The 18,796-nt window shown below is 71.3% G+C and carries 13 protein-coding genes; 7 read left to right on the top strand and 6 right to left on the bottom strand.

Annotated features, from left to right (window positions below):
• Nucleotides 1–24: 24 nt before the first annotated feature.
• The 3 genes from ACIHEJ_RS38115 to ACIHEJ_RS38105 all read right to left on the bottom strand — a co-directional run bounded on the left by ACIHEJ_RS38115 (nucleotide 25) and on the right by ACIHEJ_RS38105 (nucleotide 2,933).
• Complete coding sequence (locus ACIHEJ_RS38115) at nucleotides 25–1,935, bottom strand: GMC family oxidoreductase (RefSeq protein ID WP_400142437.1); 1,911 nt, start codon at nucleotides 1,933–1,935, stop codon at nucleotides 25–27.
• Nucleotides 1,932–2,339: a hypothetical protein gene (locus ACIHEJ_RS38110; protein WP_400142436.1), complete on the bottom strand. Its 408-nt coding sequence runs from the start codon at nucleotides 2,337–2,339 to the stop codon at nucleotides 1,932–1,934. Before ACIHEJ_RS38110 ends, ACIHEJ_RS38115 begins: the two co-directional genes overlap by 4 nt.
• Before the next feature lie 243 nt (nucleotides 2,340–2,582).
• Nucleotides 2,583–2,933 carry a hypothetical protein gene (locus ACIHEJ_RS38105; RefSeq protein ID WP_400142435.1) on the bottom strand — a complete coding sequence of 117 codons (351 nt, stop codon included), beginning with the start codon at nucleotides 2,931–2,933 and terminating at the stop codon, nucleotides 2,583–2,585.
• A 238-nt stretch (nucleotides 2,934–3,171) separates the two neighbouring features.
• On the opposite strand from ACIHEJ_RS38105, the gene ACIHEJ_RS38100 reads away from it, so the two are divergent.
• From ACIHEJ_RS38100 to ACIHEJ_RS38090, 3 genes are read left to right on the top strand one after another with little or no spacing between them, the layout of a single operon-like run.
• Nucleotides 3,172–3,891, top strand: a complete 720-nt coding sequence (locus ACIHEJ_RS38100; RefSeq protein WP_400142434.1) for a FadR/GntR family transcriptional regulator — start codon at nucleotides 3,172–3,174, stop codon at nucleotides 3,889–3,891.
• Nucleotides 3,888–5,348 (top strand): hypothetical protein, encoded by a 1,461-nt coding sequence (locus ACIHEJ_RS38095; protein ID WP_400142433.1) that lies wholly within the window; start codon nucleotides 3,888–3,890, stop codon nucleotides 5,346–5,348. The genes ACIHEJ_RS38100 and ACIHEJ_RS38095 overlap by 4 nt, the downstream gene beginning before the upstream one ends.
• Complete coding sequence (locus tag ACIHEJ_RS38090; protein ID WP_400142432.1) at nucleotides 5,345–7,177, top strand: GMC family oxidoreductase N-terminal domain-containing protein; 1,833 nt, start codon at nucleotides 5,345–5,347, stop codon at nucleotides 7,175–7,177. Before ACIHEJ_RS38095 ends, ACIHEJ_RS38090 begins: the two co-directional genes overlap by 4 nt.
• Nucleotides 7,178–7,322: 145 nt before the next feature.
• Here the strand turns inward: ACIHEJ_RS38090 and ACIHEJ_RS38085 are convergent, their stop codons facing one another.
• Complete coding sequence (locus tag ACIHEJ_RS38085) at nucleotides 7,323–8,702, bottom strand: MFS transporter (RefSeq protein ID WP_400142431.1); 1,380 nt, start codon at nucleotides 8,700–8,702, stop codon at nucleotides 7,323–7,325.
• 37 nt (nucleotides 8,703–8,739) lie between these two features.
• The gene (locus tag ACIHEJ_RS38080) at nucleotides 8,740–10,653 is read right to left on the bottom strand and encodes a glycoside hydrolase family 15 protein (protein ID WP_400142430.1); all 1,914 of its coding nucleotides are present in this window, start codon (nucleotides 10,651–10,653) and stop codon (nucleotides 8,740–8,742) included.
• Between the two features lie 334 nt (nucleotides 10,654–10,987).
• On the opposite strand from ACIHEJ_RS38080, the gene ACIHEJ_RS38075 reads away from it, so the two are divergent.
• From ACIHEJ_RS38075 to ACIHEJ_RS38065, 3 genes are all read left to right on the top strand, one after another.
• Nucleotides 10,988–11,740: a ribonuclease BN gene (locus ACIHEJ_RS38075; RefSeq protein WP_400142429.1), complete on the top strand. Its 753-nt coding sequence runs from the start codon at nucleotides 10,988–10,990 to the stop codon at nucleotides 11,738–11,740.
• Nucleotides 11,741–11,914: 174 nt separating this feature from the next.
• Nucleotides 11,915–12,301 (top strand): VOC family protein, encoded by a 387-nt coding sequence (locus ACIHEJ_RS38070; RefSeq protein ID WP_400142428.1) that lies wholly within the window; start codon nucleotides 11,915–11,917, stop codon nucleotides 12,299–12,301.
• 836 nt (nucleotides 12,302–13,137) lie between these two features.
• A complete protein-coding gene (locus ACIHEJ_RS38065; RefSeq protein WP_400142427.1) occupies nucleotides 13,138–15,507 on the top strand; it encodes an SCO7613 C-terminal domain-containing membrane protein in 2,370 nt (789 codons plus the stop codon).
• Between the two features lie 109 nt (nucleotides 15,508–15,616).
• Here the strand turns inward: ACIHEJ_RS38065 and ACIHEJ_RS38060 are convergent, their stop codons facing one another.
• Nucleotides 15,617–16,150, bottom strand: coding sequence for a kinase (locus ACIHEJ_RS38060; RefSeq protein WP_400142426.1), 534 nt, complete (start codon nucleotides 16,148–16,150; stop codon nucleotides 15,617–15,619).
• Nucleotides 16,151–16,530: 380 nt separating this feature from the next.
• On the opposite strand from ACIHEJ_RS38060, the gene ACIHEJ_RS38055 reads away from it, so the two are divergent.
• Nucleotides 16,531–18,693: a SpoIIE family protein phosphatase gene (locus tag ACIHEJ_RS38055; RefSeq protein WP_400142425.1), complete on the top strand. Its 2,163-nt coding sequence runs from the start codon at nucleotides 16,531–16,533 to the stop codon at nucleotides 18,691–18,693.
• Nucleotides 18,694–18,796 lie beyond the last annotated feature (103 nt).

The raw sequence follows: 18,796 nt of genomic DNA, 5'->3' as shown, positions 1-18,796 counted from the left end.
CCAGGGTCGGAAGGCAGGAGTGGGTCAGGACGGGGCAGCGTCTGCCAGGATCACGTCGCTCGCCTTCTCGCTGATCATGTAGATGGGAGCGGCGACGAAGAATCCGGGAATGCGGGGGAAGACCGAGGCGTCGACGATCCGAAGGTGGTCCACCCCGAGGACCCGGAACGCGCTGTCGACCACCGCCGAGGGGTCATCGGGGCGTCCCATCCGACAGCTGCACGACGCATGGTGCCCCCAGGCCTCGTCCTGGACGAAACGGCGGACGGCGTTGCGGTCGTCGACCTCGTCGCCGGGCCACAGCTCCTTGCGGATCACGGAGCCGGCCCTGCGGTTCATCCCGCGGACGAACTCGACGGCGTCGGCCATCGCTTCGAGGTCCAGGCCCTCCTTGTCCGTGCCCTCGGTGAAGTAGTGGAAGTCGACCAGCGGGGTGTCGCGCGGGTCTGCGGAGCGCAGCCGCACCCGGCCTCCCGTGTTGTGGGTGCGGCTCTTGAGGATGGCCCAGGTGAAGCGGTCCTTGTGGTGGGTGAGGTCGAGGGAGTAACCAGGACGGTATCCCCTGAAGTCGAAGGGCCCGCCGAAGATGAACAGGTCGGGGGTGTCCAGGTCCGGACGGGACTTGCGGGTGATGCCGAGCACGGCGCCGTTGGTGGTGTAGAGGCCCTTGCCCTCCTGCCACTCCCGGTAGCAGCGGTCCGGCTCGGTCCCCGGCTGCGGAGCGTGGAAGTCACACTCCTCGATGAGCGGGAACTCGCGGACCATCTGGCTGACCACGCCGACCTCGTACCGGTCCTGAAGGTGCGCGCCCACCCCGTGCAGTCCGACGCGCACGGGGATGCCGTGGCGCCCCAGTTCCTCAGGCGGTCCGATACCCGAGAGCATCAGCAGCTGGGGTGTGTTGAAGGCACCGGCCGCCAAGATCACCTCGCGTGAGGCGAGGACCCGGCGCAGCACCGGCGGTCCGGTGTCCGGCCGAGTGCCGGGATCGGCCCGGTAGGCATGCGCCTCGTCCAGGTAGTCGACGCCGGTCGCCGTATGTCCCTCGTCCAGTACGATCCGCGCGGCCAGCGCGTGGGTGCGGACCACCAGGTGGTCCGGATGTCCGCGCTGTACGGCCTGGACGCGTTCACGTACGGCGCTGCGGCGGCCGCCCTCCGTGGAGATGGGGATCTGCCACAGCCCTTGCAGCGCCTGGGTCTGCACCCGCCAGTCGTTGGGGTCGACGAAGGAGTCGGCCCCCTCGAGGGGGGACAGCGGCCGGCCGAGGAAGCCGGCGAGCGTGTCCTCCGCGGCGGAGAGGATGACTTTCAGCAACTGCTGGTCCTGCACGGCGAGTCGGGGATCGGCCAGTGCGGTGGGCAGCCAGCCGTCGAATCCGTGCCGGGCGTCGTTGCGGTACCGGGCGGCCACGAGGGGCAGGCTCCGGAGCACCGCGGCCACGAGCGGGTTGCGCGGCGGACGCTTGGGTCTGGGCAGGTACGTGCAACGCTCCAGCCGCTCGAAGTACCGGCGCATGGCCGTGCTGTGCCAGGTGGCGTCGCCGGTCTCCGCCGCGATGGCGTCCCAGTCGCGGTTGTACGGATAGACGGTGATCAGAGCATGGTGGGCGGTGCACCCGCCGATCGTCCCGGCGCGCGGGTAGAGGACGCCCTTGCCCGGCACGAACTTGCCGTCGCGCTGTTGCTGCTGCTCGTCGGCGTAGTGCCGTACGAAGTAGTTCCAGCACTGCACCGGGTCCTCGGAGGCGTCGGCGTGGAACGCGGGCACCAGGTAGCGGTCGTTGTCCTCGGCCCCGCCGGCGTCCAGCAGCAGGGTGCGCATGCCCGCGGCGGCGAGATTGGCGGCCAGCGGACCGCCACCCGCGCCGGCGCCGACGACGACGTAGTCGAATCCCGTCTCGGTGGGGGGAACGGCCCCGGATGTCGCCGTCATCTCGGCTTGCTCTCCGCGGAGTCGGCGAGGGAGGCTGTGGCGCTGACGGACAGCGCGGTGTTGACGGCCGAGATGAGGGTGGTCAGCACGGCGGTGCGCGGCGGTGCATGCCCCTGCAAGCCGACCGTGGCCGCTGTCGCGGTGTCGCTGCCGTGGATCAGGACGGCCTCGCGCAGATCCTCCCGCAGCCGTTCACCGCTGTGGGTCAGCAGGGCGAGGCCCAGCAGGACCGTGCGGATGCCGAAGAGCCGAAAGGCGTAGACGGCTGCCGGGCTGGGCGGATCGCGGTCGGGATCGAACCGTCGGATGAGCAACTCCGGCGCCAGCAGACCGGCGGCTCCGTTGAGAAGTCTGATTCCGGCGAGGACGTAGACCGAGACAGGGCGACTGGAGGCCGTGGCCATGATGTCTCCTGGAGGTGTGCTGATTCTCGCGGTGACGGGAAGGTCCGCCGAGCTCCACGGAAAGGGAGAGGAACACCCTGGACGCACTAATGACCACGCTATGGGACCGGCTACCCGACGGCATCTTGAAACCCGGCGTCTGCAGGCAGGATGAAAGGTTGAATCCTTGATGGCGGGCGTGGGCGGGCGGACGGTGTGGTTCCAGGGGGTCCGGGACCGTCACGTGGAGCTGCCGGTGCGCCCCTACCGGGCGCGTCCCGTGGGGACGGGCACCTGGTCGATCGGGCGCGTCCGAAGCCAGTACGAGCGGACTGCGACGGTCAGTGCGACCCCGTACACGGCGAACGCGATCATGCCGGCCCAGCTGACCAGCAGGGCGTCCCCCGAGGTGGGAAAGTCGCCCTTCCGCATCGTTGTCACGCCCGCTGTGGCCAGCGCGCAGTACGCGAGCCCGAGCACCCCGTAGCGAGCGGGAGTGGCGGCACCGATCAGGGCCGGGGTCAGCGGCAACCAGCGCGGCCCCGAGTACGGCGGCGAGGTCCGCCTGGGGGACTGCGGCACGTGCCTTCGCCAGGACGTGGGGGAAGTGGTCATCGTCGATGACGCCGAGGTGCTCCTGGCGCAACCGGTGCATGATGTGGACGAGTTCGGGCCGCAGCCGCATCCACGCTCGCGAAGCGCGGATCTGCCGGTCGACCTGGTCCCCAGTACCAGGCGTCATCGGGTACGGAGTACGACGCGGTGATCGCGTGATCGCCGTCGGCCGGACCGGACTTCCCCTTGGGCGTCGGATTGTCATGACCATTGACGCCCGCGGGCGAGAACTGGTTCAGTGGCTCATCCACTGAGCCACTGGGAGGACTGCGTGGAGGCACTGCCGCGGGAAACCATCGTCGATGTCCTGGAGAGCCGTCTGCGCGAGGACATCCTCGCCGGACACCACCCGGCCGGCAGCTACCTGCCGCCGGAGCGCGCGCTCGCCGACGGTTACGGCGTCACGCGCACCACCCTCAAGCACGCCTTCGGACGTCTGGCGCAGGCCGGACTGCTCGAGACGCGGCACGGTGTCGGCACCCGTGTCCGGGACTACCTGCGGCTGGGCGGCGCCGACCTGCTGCCGATGCTCGTGCGGCACAGCCCCGACTGGATACGGGAGGTCTTCGAAGTGCGGCGCCACATCGGCGCGTTGATCGCCCAGCGTGCCGCCGTCCGTGCCACCGGCCGTCAACGTGCCGAGCTTCGCACGCTGCTGACGGCCGTGGCGGAGGCGGTGGACGCCGATGCCGTACAGCTCGCGGACATCGAGGTCCACCGGGCCCTCGCCCGCGCCACCGGCAACCGCGTCTACGTCCTGCTGACCAACACGCTGTTCAACGCCTATCTGCCCGTGCGCGCGGCGCTCAGGGCTCCGTTCGAGGACGCCGCCGTGGCGCACGGACGCCTGGAGCCGGTGGTCGACGCGGTCACGGCCGGCGACGAGGCCGGCGCCCGACAGGCGGCCGAGCGGTACCTGACGGCGACCGAACGGATCATGTTGGAGGCTTGCGCATGAGCGAGGACACGACAGCACGCACGTCACCGAACGGCAACGCCAACGGCAACGGCAACGGCTCATCGGCTCGTGGCACCCGCTTCAGCGAGACGATGGTCGGCACACTTACGCTCGACGGCGAAGAGCACGCGCGTCCGGTCCGTCTGGATCTGACGGTTTCGACCGACCGCCTCCTGAGGCTCCTCGGTACCACCCGTGCCCGCGCCACGGGTCGGATCCGTGTCGCGGGCTGGGCCGACGACCCCGATGTGCAGGGCGAGTTGGAGATCTCACCGCTCACGCGCGGCCGCATCCGCTACCGCATCGCCTTCACCGCCGGCGGCCGACGGCTCACCTTCGACGGCTGGAAGTCCGTCACCCCGCGCAGGCCCGTCACCTCGATGACCGTCTTGCCGTACACCGTCTTCGAGGACGCGGTGCCGATCGGCACCGGCACCCTCCGTTTCCCCCTCACCACCCAGCTCCTGCCCTTCCTCGCCGGTTTCCGCTTTCCCCGCCAGGTGGATCCCGGTGGCCTGCTTGCGCCCCGCTGGCGTGGCGAGCGGGGCCGTACCGAGGTCTGGTACACCACGATCACCGATCCGGACACCGGCAGCGGGCTGTGGCTGCACCACGAACTGGTCGCTCCCGCCGACGGTTCCGAGCCGTACGCCCATGGCTGGGCGGCGGTCTTCCCGAAGCACGGCCCCGTGCGGCACGCCCGGTTCGGCCCGGCTCGGTGGACGGACGAGAAGTCCGGTTTCAGCACCGGTGGCGTCGTGGTACGGCCGGGGCGCCTGACGGGGTCCGCGGCAGACGGCGCCCTGCGCTGGGATCTCAGGGAACGGCCCATGGCCGGGCCCCTGTTCACCTTTCCTCGTTGGGCGTGGAACCGGTCGCTGCTGCCGGCCGCTCAGATGCTTCCCGCCGCGCGGTCCGGCTATGACGGCACATTCGGTTACGACGGCACGACGCTGACGCTCTCCGCGGCGCCGGGGGCTTCCGCCCGGATCTACGGTCATGGCAGCGCCCGCCGGTGGGCCTGGCTGCACGCCGACCTCGGCGCGGGTGACGTCCTGGAGGTCGTCGCAGCGGTGTCCACGCGTCCGGGCCTGCGCAGGCTTCCGCCCCTGGTCTTTCTCCGGCTGCGTCACCACGGCCGCTGCTGGCCGCGCCGCCCGGAACGGTCGGCCGTCGGCTGGGCCGGAGCGGGGCGCTTCCGCGCCCGTATCGGCCTGCCCACGTGGACGGTCACCGGCCGCGCGGGGCTGCGCCGGATCCGCGTCGAGGTGACGCAGCCCGCCGACCGCACGCTCACCCTGGACTATACCGATCCCGACGGCCGGCACGCGACGTGCCGCAACAGCGAGCGCGCCGACGCGCACGTCCTGCTGGAGCGCCGGCGCTTCGGCCGCTGGCGCTCGGAGGCGGAGTGGACGCTCGACGGCACGGCCCACGCGGAGGTGGGCACACGATGAGTCTCGCCGGCCTCGTGTCCGCCTTCATCGCCGACGACGGCACCGCCGACTGGCCCCGCCGGGTCCCGGCCCGCCTGGAGACGGTGCTCGCCGCGATGCCGCTCGCCGCCCGGGCCGGCGTGCGGGCAGCGGCATGCGCCGTGGACGCCTACGCCCTCGCACGCACCGGACGCTCTCTGAGGGAACTCACCGCGCTGGAAAGGGAGTTGGTCCTGCGTGGTCTCGCCGCGCGTCCCGCGCTCCTCCCACTGCTGGACGTGCTGAAGGTACCTGTCCTTCTGGCGGCCGGCACCGAGCACATGCTCCGGGGCGGCTCCGCAGCACCGGTCCTCACGCGTCAGGACCCGCCGCTGAACGTGACGCCGCTGACCGCCTGGCCCGCTCGCTGCACCGCCGACGCCGTGGTCATCGGTTCGGGCGCGGGCGGGGCCATGGCCGCGCGGACGCTGGCCCGGGCGGGACTCGACGTGGTCGTCCTGGAAGAGGGACACCACCACAGCACCGAGTGGTTCGGCCGGCGCGTGCCTCTCGACCGGTTCACCGAGCTGTACCGGGACGGCGGGGCGTCCGTCGCCGTCGGCACCCCGCCCTTGCTCCTGCCGACAGGCCGGGCCGTCGGCGGCACCACGGTCGTCAACTCCGGTACCTGCTACCGGACTCCGGTCCACGTCCTCGCGCGCTGGAGCAGCGACTTCGGTTTCAGCCTCGCCGACGGCTTCGGCCCGTACCTGGACGAGGCCGAACGCACCTTGCAGGTGGCCACCCAGCCCGCCGACGTTCTCGGCAACAACGGCCGCATGGCGCTCGCCGGCGCCCGGGAACTGGGTTGGCAGGCATCTCCGCTGCGTCGTAACGCACCCGGCTGCCGGGGCTCCTGCCAGTGCGTCGTGGGCTGTCCCACCGGCGCCAAACAGAGCGTGCAGCTCTCGGTGCTGCCCGACGCCTGCGCCGCAGGGGCCCGCATCGTGACGGGGGCACGGGTCGAGCGCATCCTCGTCGACGCGGACCGGCCCGGGGGCCCGCGGGCGGCAGGGGTGCGGGTGCACGGAAAGAACGGCAGCGCGGAGATACTCGCCCCACTGGTCGTCGTCGCTGCCGGTGCACTGCAGTCACCACCGCTGCTGCGCCGCTCCGGGCTCGGCCGGCATCCACGCCTCGGTCGCAACCTCAGTGTGCACCCGGCCACCAGCGTCGCCGGACGCTTCGCGCAGCCGGTCACCGCCTGGAAGGGGGTGTTGCAGAGCGTCGGTGTGGAGGAGCACCACGACGCGGGGATCCTCATCGAGGCCACGGCCACCCCGCCCGGCATGGGCTCGTTCGTCCTGCCCGGGCTGGGCGCCGAGCTACGGCGCGAACTGGAGAGCGCCGACCGGCTTGCCACGCTCGGTGCGATGATCGCCGACCGGCCCTCCGGGCGCGTCCTGGGCCGTGACCGCACACTGATCCGCTACGGCGTGGACCCTCGCGACGGTGCGCGCCTGATGAGGGCCGTCCGCGCCATGGGCGAGCTGCTCTTCGCCGCGGGCGCCGAAGAAGTGCTCACCGGTGTCCCCCACACCCCCCGGGTTCGCGACCTGGCGCAGCTGGACGCCGTTCTCGCCCGAACGACCGTACGACAGCTGCATCTGTCGGCCTACCATCCCACGGGCACGATCGCCGCGGGCGCGAACCCCCGGCTCTTCCCCGCCGATCCGGCGGGCCGGCTCCGCGGGGTACAGGGAGTGCTGATCGCGGACGCCTCCGTACTCCCCAGTTGCCCGCAAGTGAACCCCCAGTTGAGCATCATGGCGGCGGCTCTGGCGGTGACGGCCGCGCATCTCGCTCCCTGACACCTCGGAGGATTCCCTTGTCGTGGCGGTCTTCACGGTTGGGGAGTCACCCCGGGGCGCGTCCCTGGGTGACTCCACCCCGGGGCGCGTCCCGACCCACCGGGGTGAGGGGGCGACCGCCATCCTTTTCCGCTGCGCGAGGCGGCTATCCGTGCGGCTGCGGTGCTGTGCTGTGCGGGACCTGCACGGGGCTTGGGCCGGTCTGCCGAGGAAGGCGTACTGCCGCGGCGAAGCCGCCGAGTCCTATGACGGCCAGGGTGATCATCGCTGTGGCATAGGCTCCCTTGGTCAGTCCGGAGACCAGGATGGTGCCGGCGATGGCTGTCCCGAAGGAGGAGCCGAGGTTCGACACGCTGCGGGACAGGCCCGAGATCTCCCCCTGCAGCTCTTCCGGGAAGCTCGACTGCACGACGTTGACCGACGGGGTCAGCATGACGCCCAGTCCGAGTCCGATCAGCAGGAGTCCGGGGACGAAGGCCCAGCCGGTCGAGAAGCCTGCGGCCAGGACGACCAGGACGACGACACCGGTGATGCACACGGCGAAGCCGGTCATGATGAGCGTGCGCTGGGGGTGCCGCTCGGCCAGTCGCTCGGCGGACAGGGACGTGACCAACAGCCCCAGGGTCGCGGCGGTGAAGATGACACCGGTCTGGATGGCGTCGTAGTGGCGTACGACCTGGAGGTAGGCCGCCACCGTGAAGGACGAGCCCATGAGCAGCAGCCATTGGACGTTCTGGGTGATGAGGCCGAGGTTGGATGTGCGGTTGCGGAACAGGCTGAGCGACAGCAGTGGTTCTTTGCCGGCGGCCTCCCTGGCTCGTACGTACCGGAGGAACCACCAGAGCACGAGGGCGCCGAGGACCAGGAGGGTGATCATGAGCCAGATGTCGTTGTCCGCGGCCAGGATGCCCATGACGACCAGGACGAGACCGACGGCGGACAGGACCGCCCCGGCGGTGTCGAAGGAGCGGGTCGGATCGGGCGGCAGCGGATCAGCGATACGACGACTGAGTATGACGATCACCGCGATGACCAGTGCCTGGAAGACGAACGCCGCCCGCCAGCTGAGCCCTGTGGTGATGAGGCCGCCGATCAGTGGGCCGGCAGCGGCGCCGATGCCGCCCAGCGCCATGATGACGCCGAAGGCGCGGGCGCGGGAGGTCACGTCCGGGTAGAGGAGCGTCGTGAGGATGTAGACGGGCGGGATGAGCAGGGCTGTGCCGACGCCTTCGAGGATGGAGTTGCCGAGGATGAGCACGCCGAGGCCCGGAGAGGCCGCGCTGAGCAGAGCGCCGATCGCATAGACGATGAGGCCGGTCAGGAAGCAACGTTTGCGGCCGTAGCGGTCGGTGAGTTTGCCGCCCGGGATCATCAGCGCCGCCATCACCAGCAGGAAGACGGTGATCGCCACCTGTACGCCTTGGACCGTGGTGTCCAGATCTTTGCTGATGTCGTTGATCATCACGTTCATGTTGGAGCCGGCGAAGCTGCAGATGAACTGGGCCAGCGCCAGAGCGGCCAGCACGCGTCCTGCTCCTGCGGACTGCTTCGGCTCGGCAGTCTCAACCACGGGTGTCGCCCCCCTCAGCGCTCTCCGCAGGCGCCGTCAGGCCATGGGTTGCGGGGTGCCTGTGATTGTCCGTTCGGGGCCTGGCCTCTGCCTTGCTCAGTTCTTCGTCGAGCGCCATGGCCGCGGTGACCAAGGCGAGGTGGGTGAATGCCTGGGGGAAGTTCCCCAGCTGTTCACCCGAGGGGCCGATCTCCTCGGCGAACAGGCCGACGTGGTTGGCGTACGTGAGCATCTTGTCGAAGGCGTGCCGGGCCTGGTTGAGCCTGCCGCTGCGGGCGAGTGCTTCGACGTAGAAGAAGCTGCACAGGTTGAAGGTGCCTTCCGAGCCGCGCAGACCGTCCGGGGACGCAGTCGGGTCGTAGCGGTAGACGAGGCTGTCGCTGACCAGCTCTTCGTCCATGGCGTCGAGGGTGCTGAGCCAGTCGGGATCGCGTGGTGAGAGGAAGGCGACCTTCGGCATGAGCAGGAGTGAGGCGTCGAGGACGTCGGTGTCGTAGTGCTGCACGAAGGCCTGTCGCTTGTCGTGCCAGCCGTGCTCGACGATCTGGCGGAATACGGTGTCCCGGACGGTGGTCCAGCGTGCGACGTCGGCCGGTCGGGAGAACTCCTTGGCCGCGTAGATGCCGCGGTCGAACGCCACCCAGGTCATCAATCGGCTGTAGGTGAAGTTCTGACGGCCGCCCCGGGTCTCCCAGATGCCTTCGTCCGGCCGGTCCCAGTGGTCGGCGAGCCAGTCCAGGACGTCGCTGAGTGCCTTCCAGCCGCGAATCGCACCGATGTCGCCTCCGACGATCAGGGCGTCCGAAGCCTCGCCGTAGATGTCGAGCTGGAGCTGGTCGGCTGCAGCGTTGCCCGCGCGGACCGGGCGTGAGCCGAGGTAGCCCTCCAGGTGGTCGAGGATCTCCTCGGTCAGGTGAGGGTCGCCGTCGACGCGGTACATGATCTGGAGGGGATCGCCCGAGGCTGTCCGCCTGGCCTCGATACGGTTGCGCAACCAGTGACGGAAGGCGTGCGCCTCCTCGTGGAAGCCCAGATCGATCAGTGTCCTGACGGAAAGCGCCGCGTCACGGATCCAGGTGTAGCGGTAGTCCCAGTTGCGCTCCCCTCCGATCTGCTCGGGCAGTCCCATGGTGGCAGCGGCGATGGGGGCCCCGGTCGGCGCATACGTGAGCAGCTTGAGCGTGATCGCCGAGCGGTTCACTACGTCCTGCCAGCGGCCGCGGTAGGTGCACGACCGCAGCCAGGACAGCCAGAAGGCCCGGCACACCTCGAAGTCGTCCGCGACCTGTGCCAGAGAAGGGCGCTGCGGGACGGGACCGTCGCTTGCCGAGCTCGTCAGCACCACCGCTGCCGCCTGGCCGTCCGACAGGGTGAAACGGGCGGTGACGTCGTTGCCGTCCGGGCGGAGCAGAATGCCGGTGGTGGACTGCAGATACAGGTCCGTCCCGGGGCCGCGGAAGCGGGCGGAGTGCTCGTCATCCGGTGTGAGTGTGTGTGAGGCGCGGCCGTAGTCGAAGCGCGGGCGACAGGTGAGGACGAAGGGCAGACTGCCCCGGACGACGCGTGCGACCCTCACCAACCGGTGTCTGTCCTGCGGCGTCGAAGAGTCGATGGGCATCATGAAGTCGGCCACCTCGCCGACCCCGTCGGGGGCCATGAAGCGGGTGACCAGGACGGCTGTGTCGGACAGATACAGCTGGCGGACCGACATCCCGTTCCCGTCCGGGTTTTCCACGGCGAGACGGCAGTGTCCCCCGCGATCGCTGTCCAGCAGCGATGCGAAGACGCTGGGTGAGTCGAAGCGCGGCGTGCACCACCAGTCGATGTCTCCGCCGGATGACACCAGGGCGGCGGTCTGAAGATCACCGACCATGCCGTGCTCGGCGATAGGCGGATACCGGTTCACATGATCTCCCTCGTCGAGCCGATGCACCGTGGGCAGGCATCCGTCACCCACTTGCTCGCAGTAAGCGTCCGGCAGCGCGGAGGGGACTGCCTCACCCCCCGGGGGTGAGATGGGTGCCGGGACTCAGCCGCGGACGGCCCGTGATCATGGTGCAGGCGGACGGCGGGCGGTTGCGTTCGCCGCCCTTCGTTCCGGCGTCGCCCTGCGCGGGCTGCGCGGGCGCGGTCAGCCCTGTTGACTACCTGGTATGGGCAGGCGCCAGACTTCTTCCGGTGAGGATCACCGCACGGCCGCGCGCAGGATCGGGCTGGTCGGCCGTTGGCGCATGTGGGGCATGCGCTTCGCGGAGAGCACGGCGGGACGGTTGTGGGCACGTCTCAGCGCGGCGGACTTCTTCGGTCACTCGTTCCAGTTGGCGGCGCTCGCGTTCTTGTGCTTCTTTCCCTTCCTGATCCTGCTGACGGCCGTGGCCGGTCAGGACGTGGCCGACGTCCTGGCGGGCTGGCTCGGGTTGAACCAGCAGGCGGCGCAGGCCGTGGCCGCTCTGTTCCGGCCCGGTTCCACCTCGGGCACGCTGACCCTGGTGAGTGCGGTCTTGCTGATCGCGGGGGTGGTCGCCGTGGCCGGTACCCTGCAGGGCTGGTATCAGTTCCTCTTCGACGTGCGTCCACGCTGGTGGCGGGACTTGGGGACGCAGCTCGTGTGGCTGGCGGGGCTGGTCGCCTACGGCGTGGTGCAGACCAGAGGCGGCGCGGCGCTCCCCTTTCTCCCTTTGAAGGGCCTGTTCAGCTTCGTCCTGGCGCTGTTCTTCTGGTGGGGCACCATGCGCCTGCTGCTCACCGGCGCGGCCGCCTGGGGATACCTGCTGCCGGCGGCGCTGGCCACGGACATCGGCTGGACAGGCCTCGGGCTGTTCTCCTCCCGCTACTTCTCCACGACGATCGTGGCCAACAATGAGAAGTACGGTCCCGTGGGCGTGGTCATGGTCATCCTGTCCTGGCTGGTGGCGGTGGGAGTGGTTGTCCACCTCGGGGCTGTCGCGGGCCGTGAGTACGCCGAGCACCGCGCGGCTCGTTCGCCGCGCTGACGGCCGCGGGCACACGACGTACCCCTCCCCGCCGCTCTCGGTATCGGTCTCGGTGTCGGAAATCGGTCTCGGTCGCAGGTCGGAGCAGGACAGGACCAGAGACGGATGGCCCTGCAACGAACGGTTGTTAGCGTGGACAGTGATTCCGGCAGCCAAGCAGAAGGAGGCCGAACAATGGCGGTCGAGCTCAACCACACGATCGTCGCCGCGCACGACAAGCGGGCGTCCGCACGATTCCTCGCCGAACTGCTGGGTTTGGAAGTCGCACCGCCCTTCGGTCCGTTCATCCCGGTGCAGATACCGAACGGCATCACGCTGGACTACATGGACACGGCCGGGTCGATCACCCCCCAGCACTACGCGTTCCTGGTCTCCGAGGACGACTTCGACACGATCTTCGCTCGTGTCCGCGAAGCGGGCCTGAGCTACTGGGCGGACCCGTATCACCACCGCCCCGACGAGATCAACCACAACGACGGCGGCCGGGGCGTCTACTTCGACGACCCGAACGGGCACAACCTGGAGATCCTGACACGACCGTACGGGAGCGGCGGGGACTGAAGGGTTCTTGGGCGAAGGAACCCTGGGGTAGGAGGGATCACTGTCTTCCAGGGTGATCGAATGGACGTGGGGGCGGTACTGATTGCGATCACTGGTGTAGCGGGAACTCTCGGGGGTGCGTTGCTCACCCAGCGGGGCGCCGACCGGGCCAAGAAGCGCGAGTTGGAGATGGTCCAAGCCATCCAGGAAGCGCGCGAGAACCGTGAGCTGCGCCGCAGCTGCCACACACAACTGCATCGGGACGCCAGGCAGTTCGCAACGGCGCTCAGCCGGCACTTGTACGTCATGCGGGATCGTACGCCCGGGCATGAGGACGTATCGGCGTTGGAAGGAGTCAAGGACGCCTACCGTGACCGGTGGTCCGAGGCTTCTGATGATCGCCCCCGACACGGTGATCGTTCCGGCTCACGCACTGAACGAAGCGCTGACCGGGGTCTATGGACAGGTCAAGCGCCTGGAACAGGGGAACCCACGGCCAGGCGAAAGCCCGCAGTCAGCCGCTGAAGCGCAGCATGCGCTCTGGTCTCTGACAGGTGTCATGAGAGAGGCTATGCGTCGTGATCCGGGCGTCACCGCAGACACCGGCGAGGAGGCCGCGCGGTACACCACGTCGCGGTCCTCCTGTAACCCCACGGCCCTGACCAGGGACTTCGCTGAGTCGCTCGACGGCCCCGGCTCCTAGGCGCTGCGCCAGCCCCGCAGGTTTGCCGCTCGCGCTCACGCGCCCCGCCACGCCGGCCGGCTCCCGCTCCGGGGCGGCGCCTTCCCGGGACCTGAGTACGTACTGAGTACGCGCGCTCATGCCGTACGACGTGGCGCGGACCACACTCCGACCCATGACATACGTTCCGCCACCGGCCGAGGAGCTGCGGCTCATAGACGCCGAGCTGTGGCAACTGGATTCCCGCCGCGCCCAGTTGCTGACGCGTCGCGCCTGGTTGCTCGCCCGTCTGCCCGCGCCGGCGCCCGGTGCGGTGCCGCCCGCGCCGCCCCGCCCCGAGGCCACCGCGCCACGCGTGCAGAATGTGCTGCTGCTCCTGGGCGGCCTGCTGCTGACGATCGCGGCGATCGCGTTCACACTGGTCAGCTGGGGACACCTGGGAATCGCCGGACGTTCCCTGGTGCTGGGCGCGGTGACGGTGGCCGCCCTGGCCGCTCCGCTGCCGCTGCTGGGACGCCGCCTGCGCTCGACGGCCGAGGCGGTGGCCGGGCTCGCGCTGGCACTCACGGTGCTCGACGCGTACGCGCTGCAGGCGGTCGCCCTCACCGGGGTCGACGGCACGGCGTACGCGGCTGGGGCGTCGGCGGTGCTGGCGGCCGTCTGGACGGGTTACGGGCTGCTGCCGCGCACCGCGGCGCTGCGGCTGCCGCTTCCGGCCGCGCTGGCCGCGGCGCAGCTGCCGCTGCTGCTGTGGGCGGTGGCGGCCGACGCGGGGCGGTACGGGATCACCGCCGCGCTGCTGGTGACGGCCGCGTGCGACACGGCGGTGGCGCTGCGCGCTCCCGCCGGGGTGGTACGGATCACCGCCGCGGTCGGCGCGTACGGCATGGGGGCGTGGGGCGCGCTGGGCGCGGCCTGGCTGTCGTGGACGGCCGACGGTCCCGGCGCGGGGGCCCAAGCGGCCGCGCTGCTGCTGTTCGCGGCCGGTATCGCGTTCGCGGCGGCCCGGCGGGATCGTGCCGAGGGGCACGCCGTCGGGCTGTCCGTCGCGGTCGGTCTGCTGGCCGTCGCCGCGCTCGGCGGCATCGTCCGCCCGACGCTGCCGGCCACCTGGACGGTTCCCGTTCATCTCGCCGTCGGGATCGCCCTGGTGGCGGCGGTTCGGGCCGATCGGCTGCCGGAGCCGGTGCGGCGCGGCCTCGCCCTCGCCTCCGCCGCCGTGCAGGGTCTGGCGGTGCTGTGGGCGCTGCCCCTGCTCGCGCTGACGCTGCTCGGGCCGGCCGGCTGGGCACGGCGCGTCTGGTCAGGGGCACCGGGCGGTGCCCGGGAGGCCGTGTCGGCAGGCGCGCCGTGGCTGCCGCAGCTGCAGACGGCGCCGCTGGTCCTGGCCGCCGTCGCCGCCGTCCTCGCGCTCGCGGTCCGGGACACGACGTGGCGGCCCCGGGCGCTGCCGGTTGTGCTGGTGCTCGGGTGGTCCGCGCTCATGGTCGTGCCCCCGGTGCTGGACGTGCCCTACCCGGTGGCGCTCCTGGCGGAGGCGCTGGCGACGGCGGGCCTGCTCGCGGGGGCGACACGGTCCCGGGCGGCGACGGGCGCCGGCACGCTCGTGATGTCGGTACCGGCCCTCGTCACGTCGGTCTCACTCGCGTTCCTCGCGCTGCCGACGCGGTCCGCGACCCTGACGGTGCTCACCGGACTCACAGCGCTGTTCACGGCGGGGTCCCTCAAGCAGCGCCCCGCAACGCTCACGGCCCCGGCCGCGCTCGGGTACGGCGCCGCCCTGGCCTGCGCCGTTGGCGCTGCGTCGGGCTGGGCGCCACAGCACACCGCGCTGCTCGTGCTCGTGGTCCCGGCGGTGGCCGCGCTGCTCGCCGCACGGGCCGCCGACGCGCGAACGACCGTGGTGGTCGAGGTGACGGGTGCGGCCGCCGCTCTCCTGGCGATCGGGCTGACGGTCACCGATCCGGCGATGCTGTCCCTGGCGCTGTCCCTGTCCGCGGTCATCGCCGCCGGGACGGCCGTGCGCCCCGACCGCCGTCCCGCCGCCTACGCGGCCACCGCGCTGTTCGCCCTGGCCACCTGGGTGCGCCTCGCGGCCTGGGGCGTCACGGCACCGGAGGCGTACACGGTGCCGGTGTCCGTCCCCGTGCTCGCGTGGGGCGCGCTGCGCCGGCGCCGGGATCCGCGGGCGTCGTCGTGGGCGGCGTACGGCCCCGGTCTCGCCGCCACGCTCATGCCGAGCCTCGCGGCCACCTGGGCCGACGCGCACGCCACCCGCCCGTGGCTGCTGGGCGCGGCGGCGCTGCTGGTCACCCTGCTGGGCGCCCGGCACCGGCTGCGGGCGCCGCTGCTGCTGGGCGGCGGGGTGCTCGTACTGGACGCGCTGCACGAGCTGGCCCCCTACCTGGTGCAGGTCACCGACGCCCTTCCCCGCTGGGTTCCTCCCGCACTCGCGGGAGTGCTGCTGCTCGCCGTCGGCGCGACGTACGAACGGCGACTACGGGATGTGCGGCGGGTGCGGGAGGTACTGGGCCGGATGAACTAGCGCACGGCTACGGCGCCCTGTGGTTCGAGCTGCGTCCGGTGCGTCCACCGTCCACCCAGTGCGACGCGTCGGGCGCACTCTGGCGCCCTCGGTCGCACCGGTGCCGCGGTCAGCGGTCCAGTGCGGGCAAGTGGGCCAGACCGGTGTCGAGCATGATGCGATCGACGGTCTCGTGCAGGGCGCTGTCGGCGCCGATGACGGTCTCGAGCCCGTCGGGCAGGAGGTCGCCCGGCCGGTACCAGTCGCGCAGTTGCGTCTCGTTGACGTCGTCGGCGATCGGCTTGGTGGTGTGCCGGGCGAGGGTTTCGTGGAACGGCACGTCCAGGTAGTAGCCGTGGGTCGGGCCGCGGTGGTCGGCGCGCAGTCGGGCGAGCATGTCGCCGTAGTGTTCGGCGTAGAGGATGCCTTCGACGACGACGTGGTAGCCGGCGTCCAGGGCGTAGCGTGCCGTGAGGTCGATCAGACCGATGTTCGCGGCGCCGGGCCGGTCGCGTTCGCGGAGCACGATGCGGCGGAGGTTGTCCTGGCCGACCAGGGCCAGGCCGCGGCCGAACCTTTCGCGGAGGCCGGCCGCGACGGACGACTTCCCCGAGGCGCTGTTGCCGCGCAGCACGACCAGCCGGGTTTCTTCCGTGCCCACCATCACAGCGGTGACGCTACCGGACGGTTGGCGACACCTCTGGGCCTTCACAGCCCCGGGCCGGCGGCCTGATCTTTTCCCCGGGCGAACTGCGCGACGTCTCAGCCGAGCAGATCGTCGCCGAAGCCCTCGGATACCGGACGGTCGCCCTGTGAACGACCGGCCGGGGCGGCCGACGCCTGCCTTTCGTTCGCCAGAGAGTCCGGAGCCTTGTGTCGTACCGGGATGCGGCGCTGTGGTTCCAGGTGTGCAGGGCGCCGCTGGTGTGGGCGAAGCGACACCCGGTGTTATTCAATGAGGTGTGCGGTCAGGGATCTCGGGGCTCCGTCGCACGGGTCCGAGTACGGCCCTGGCGCTGCGCCGGGGATTGCCGAGAGAGCCGCATGGACTCCACACCCTCCCCCTCGTCCTCTTCGCCGTTCGACCTGGTCAGCAGCGCCCTGGGGCGCTACATCCCGCGCGGCGGGGCGTCGGCGGCCGCCGGTCCGGCCGATCTGCAGGGGGACCGCAGCACCCGCCAGGGCGTACCCGGCGACCCGGAGTCCGGCCGTCAGGAGCAGATTCTCGGCGTGGTCAACCTGGACAGAGGCCTGAGAATCACCCGCTGCAACCTGGACGCCCCCGTGTTCGCGGGTCTGGACGCCGTGGTCGGGAGTTCTTTCGTCGATCTCCTGCCCCCGGGGGACGTACCGACGGTCACTCGGAGGTTGCGGCAGGTCCTGGAGACCGGCGAGGCGCACGTCGCCCGGATCCAGCGTCTGCGGCGCGGCGACGGGTCGGAACTGGTGGTCTCGATGAGCATCCTGCCCGCCGCGGCGCGCCAGGAGGGCCTGACCGTCTCTCTGATCGCCATGGCCAGGAGGCTGCACCTGTACGCCGCCGAGACCGCGATCGGTACCTCGCTGGACATCGGCGAGACCGCGCAGTCCCTGGCGGAGTCCCTGCTGGCCTGGGGAGACGTGGCCGCCGTCGACCTCGACTTCGCCGTGTGGACGGGCGAGGGAGTCACCGAGCAGGCACAGGGGCGCATCAGGCTGCGGCGGGCGGCCCTGGTGCCGGATCGGGCGTGGCCCGAGGGCTACGTGACGCCGGGCGACGATCTTCCCCGCGACGCGAGTCGCCTGCTGGCGCAGGCCGTACGGCGGGACGATGCCCCGCAGGCCATCGTCATGCCCGACCGGGAGGCGGTCGAGCGGGTGCTCGGCAGCCCACAGGTCATGCGTGCCCTGGTGCCCGGTGACCGGTCTGCGGGTGTGGCGTGCATACCGCTGGTCCTGGACAGCGCGGCGCCCGTCGTCCTGGGCGTGGCGGAGGTCTGGCGGCGCGCCGACTGCCCCTTCCGCGACAGCGAACTGTTCGACCTGCAGGAACTGGTGGCCAGGACCGCCCATCACGTCGACCTCGCCCGTCAGCACCAGCGCGAGCACACGCAGGTGCTGGCACTGCAGCGCCGGCTGCTGCCACGGACCGGTGGCGACACCATCGAGATCGCCAGCGTCTACCAGCCCGCCACCCCCGACAGCGCGGGCGTCGGCGGCGACTGGGTGAACAGCTTTCCGCTGCCGGACGGCCGTACCGCGCTGGTGGTCGGTGACGTCGTCGGGCACGGCCTCGGAGCCGCGGCGACCATGGGCCAGCTGAGCATGGAGGCCCGCGCGCTGCTGTCCGCGGGACTGGCGCCCGACGAGGTTCTGGAGCACCTGGACGAGACCGTGACGCTGCTGGACGACTCGGAGTCCGGGCTGGCGGCCGGCTACAGCGCCCTCGGGTCGACCTGCTGCATCGCCCTCTACGACCCGGTCAGCCACCGCGTGGCGCTGTCCAGCGCCGGCCACCTGCCCCCGGTCCTGGTGCACCCGGACGGGCACGCGGGCCCGCTCGCGGTCCGCCCGCACCCCGGCCTGGGCGCCGAGTTCGCGCTGCGGGAGCCGTTCGACGTGCACACGTTCGGCGCGCCCCCGGGCTCCCTGCTCGCCCTGTACACCGACGGCCTGGTGGAGGATCCGACCGTGTCCATAGACGACGGCATCGGCAGGCTGGCGGACGCCGTGTCCACCGTGCACCCCTGGGACGCCCTGCAGCAGGCCGCGCGGCGCGTCGTGTCCACGCTGGCGCCCGCGCGCCAGCGCGACGACGTGACCCTGCTGCTCGCGCGCATGATCGGCTACCGCAAGGGGGACACCGCGACCTGGCGGCTGCCCGCCCGCGACGACGCGCCCGCCCGTGCCCGCGCGCAGGTCTCCGCGCTACTGCGGCGATGGGGCACCAGGAACGACACCCGCGACAACGTGCCGCTGCTGGTCAGCGAGCTGGTCACGAACGCGGTGCGCTTCGCCACTGGCCCCATCACGGTGCGGCTGATCAGGTCCGGTCACGGCCTGCTGTGCGAGGTCGGCGACACCGGCAACGGCAGGCCACGGCTGTGCCGGGGCGGCCTGCTCGACGACGGCGGTCGTGGCCTGAACATCGTGCACAGACTCACCACCCGGTGGGGGGTGCGGTGGACGGACACCGGCAAGGTGGTCTGGGCGGAAGTCGCCAGGTGACGCGGCCGCGAGGCGGGGTGCGGCCGGCGTACGGGAGCACGGCGAGGGTGAAGAGCGGCGTGCGCGTCAGCCGGCGCCACGGACGGCGCCTCCACGGCACCGG

This window comes from Streptomyces sp. NPDC052301 (genome assembly GCF_044593395.1).
GTDB lineage: Bacteria > Actinomycetota > Actinomycetes > Streptomycetales > Streptomycetaceae > Streptomyces.
Note: the sequence above shows the minus strand (reverse complement) of the source record. Positions and strands in the feature narration are given on the sequence as shown.

Bases quoted from the DNA above. Each gene is read 5' to 3' on its own strand.
- ACIHEJ_RS38115 (WP_400142437.1), bottom strand. From the start codon at position 1,935: ATGACGGCGACATCCGGGGCCGTTCCCCCCACCGAGACGGGATTCGAC.
- ACIHEJ_RS38105 (WP_400142435.1), bottom strand. From the start codon at position 2,933: ATGACCACTTCCCCCACGTCCTGGCGAAGGCACGTGCCGCAGTCCCCC.
- ACIHEJ_RS38065 (WP_400142427.1), top strand. From the start codon at position 13,138: ATGACATACGTTCCGCCACCGGCCGAGGAGCTGCGGCTCATAGACGCC.
- ACIHEJ_RS38110 (WP_400142436.1), bottom strand. From the start codon at position 2,339: ATGGCCACGGCCTCCAGTCGCCCTGTCTCGGTCTACGTCCTCGCCGGA.
- ACIHEJ_RS38070 (WP_400142428.1), top strand. From the start codon at position 11,915: ATGGCGGTCGAGCTCAACCACACGATCGTCGCCGCGCACGACAAGCGG.
- ACIHEJ_RS38060 (WP_400142426.1), bottom strand. From the start codon at position 16,150: ATGGTGGGCACGGAAGAAACCCGGCTGGTCGTGCTGCGCGGCAACAGC.
- ACIHEJ_RS38090 (WP_400142432.1), top strand. From the start codon at position 5,345: ATGAGTCTCGCCGGCCTCGTGTCCGCCTTCATCGCCGACGACGGCACC.
- ACIHEJ_RS38055 (WP_400142425.1), top strand. From the start codon at position 16,531: ATGGACTCCACACCCTCCCCCTCGTCCTCTTCGCCGTTCGACCTGGTC.
- ACIHEJ_RS38075 (WP_400142429.1), top strand. From the start codon at position 10,988: ATGCGCTTCGCGGAGAGCACGGCGGGACGGTTGTGGGCACGTCTCAGC.
- ACIHEJ_RS38095 (WP_400142433.1), top strand. From the start codon at position 3,888: ATGAGCGAGGACACGACAGCACGCACGTCACCGAACGGCAACGCCAAC.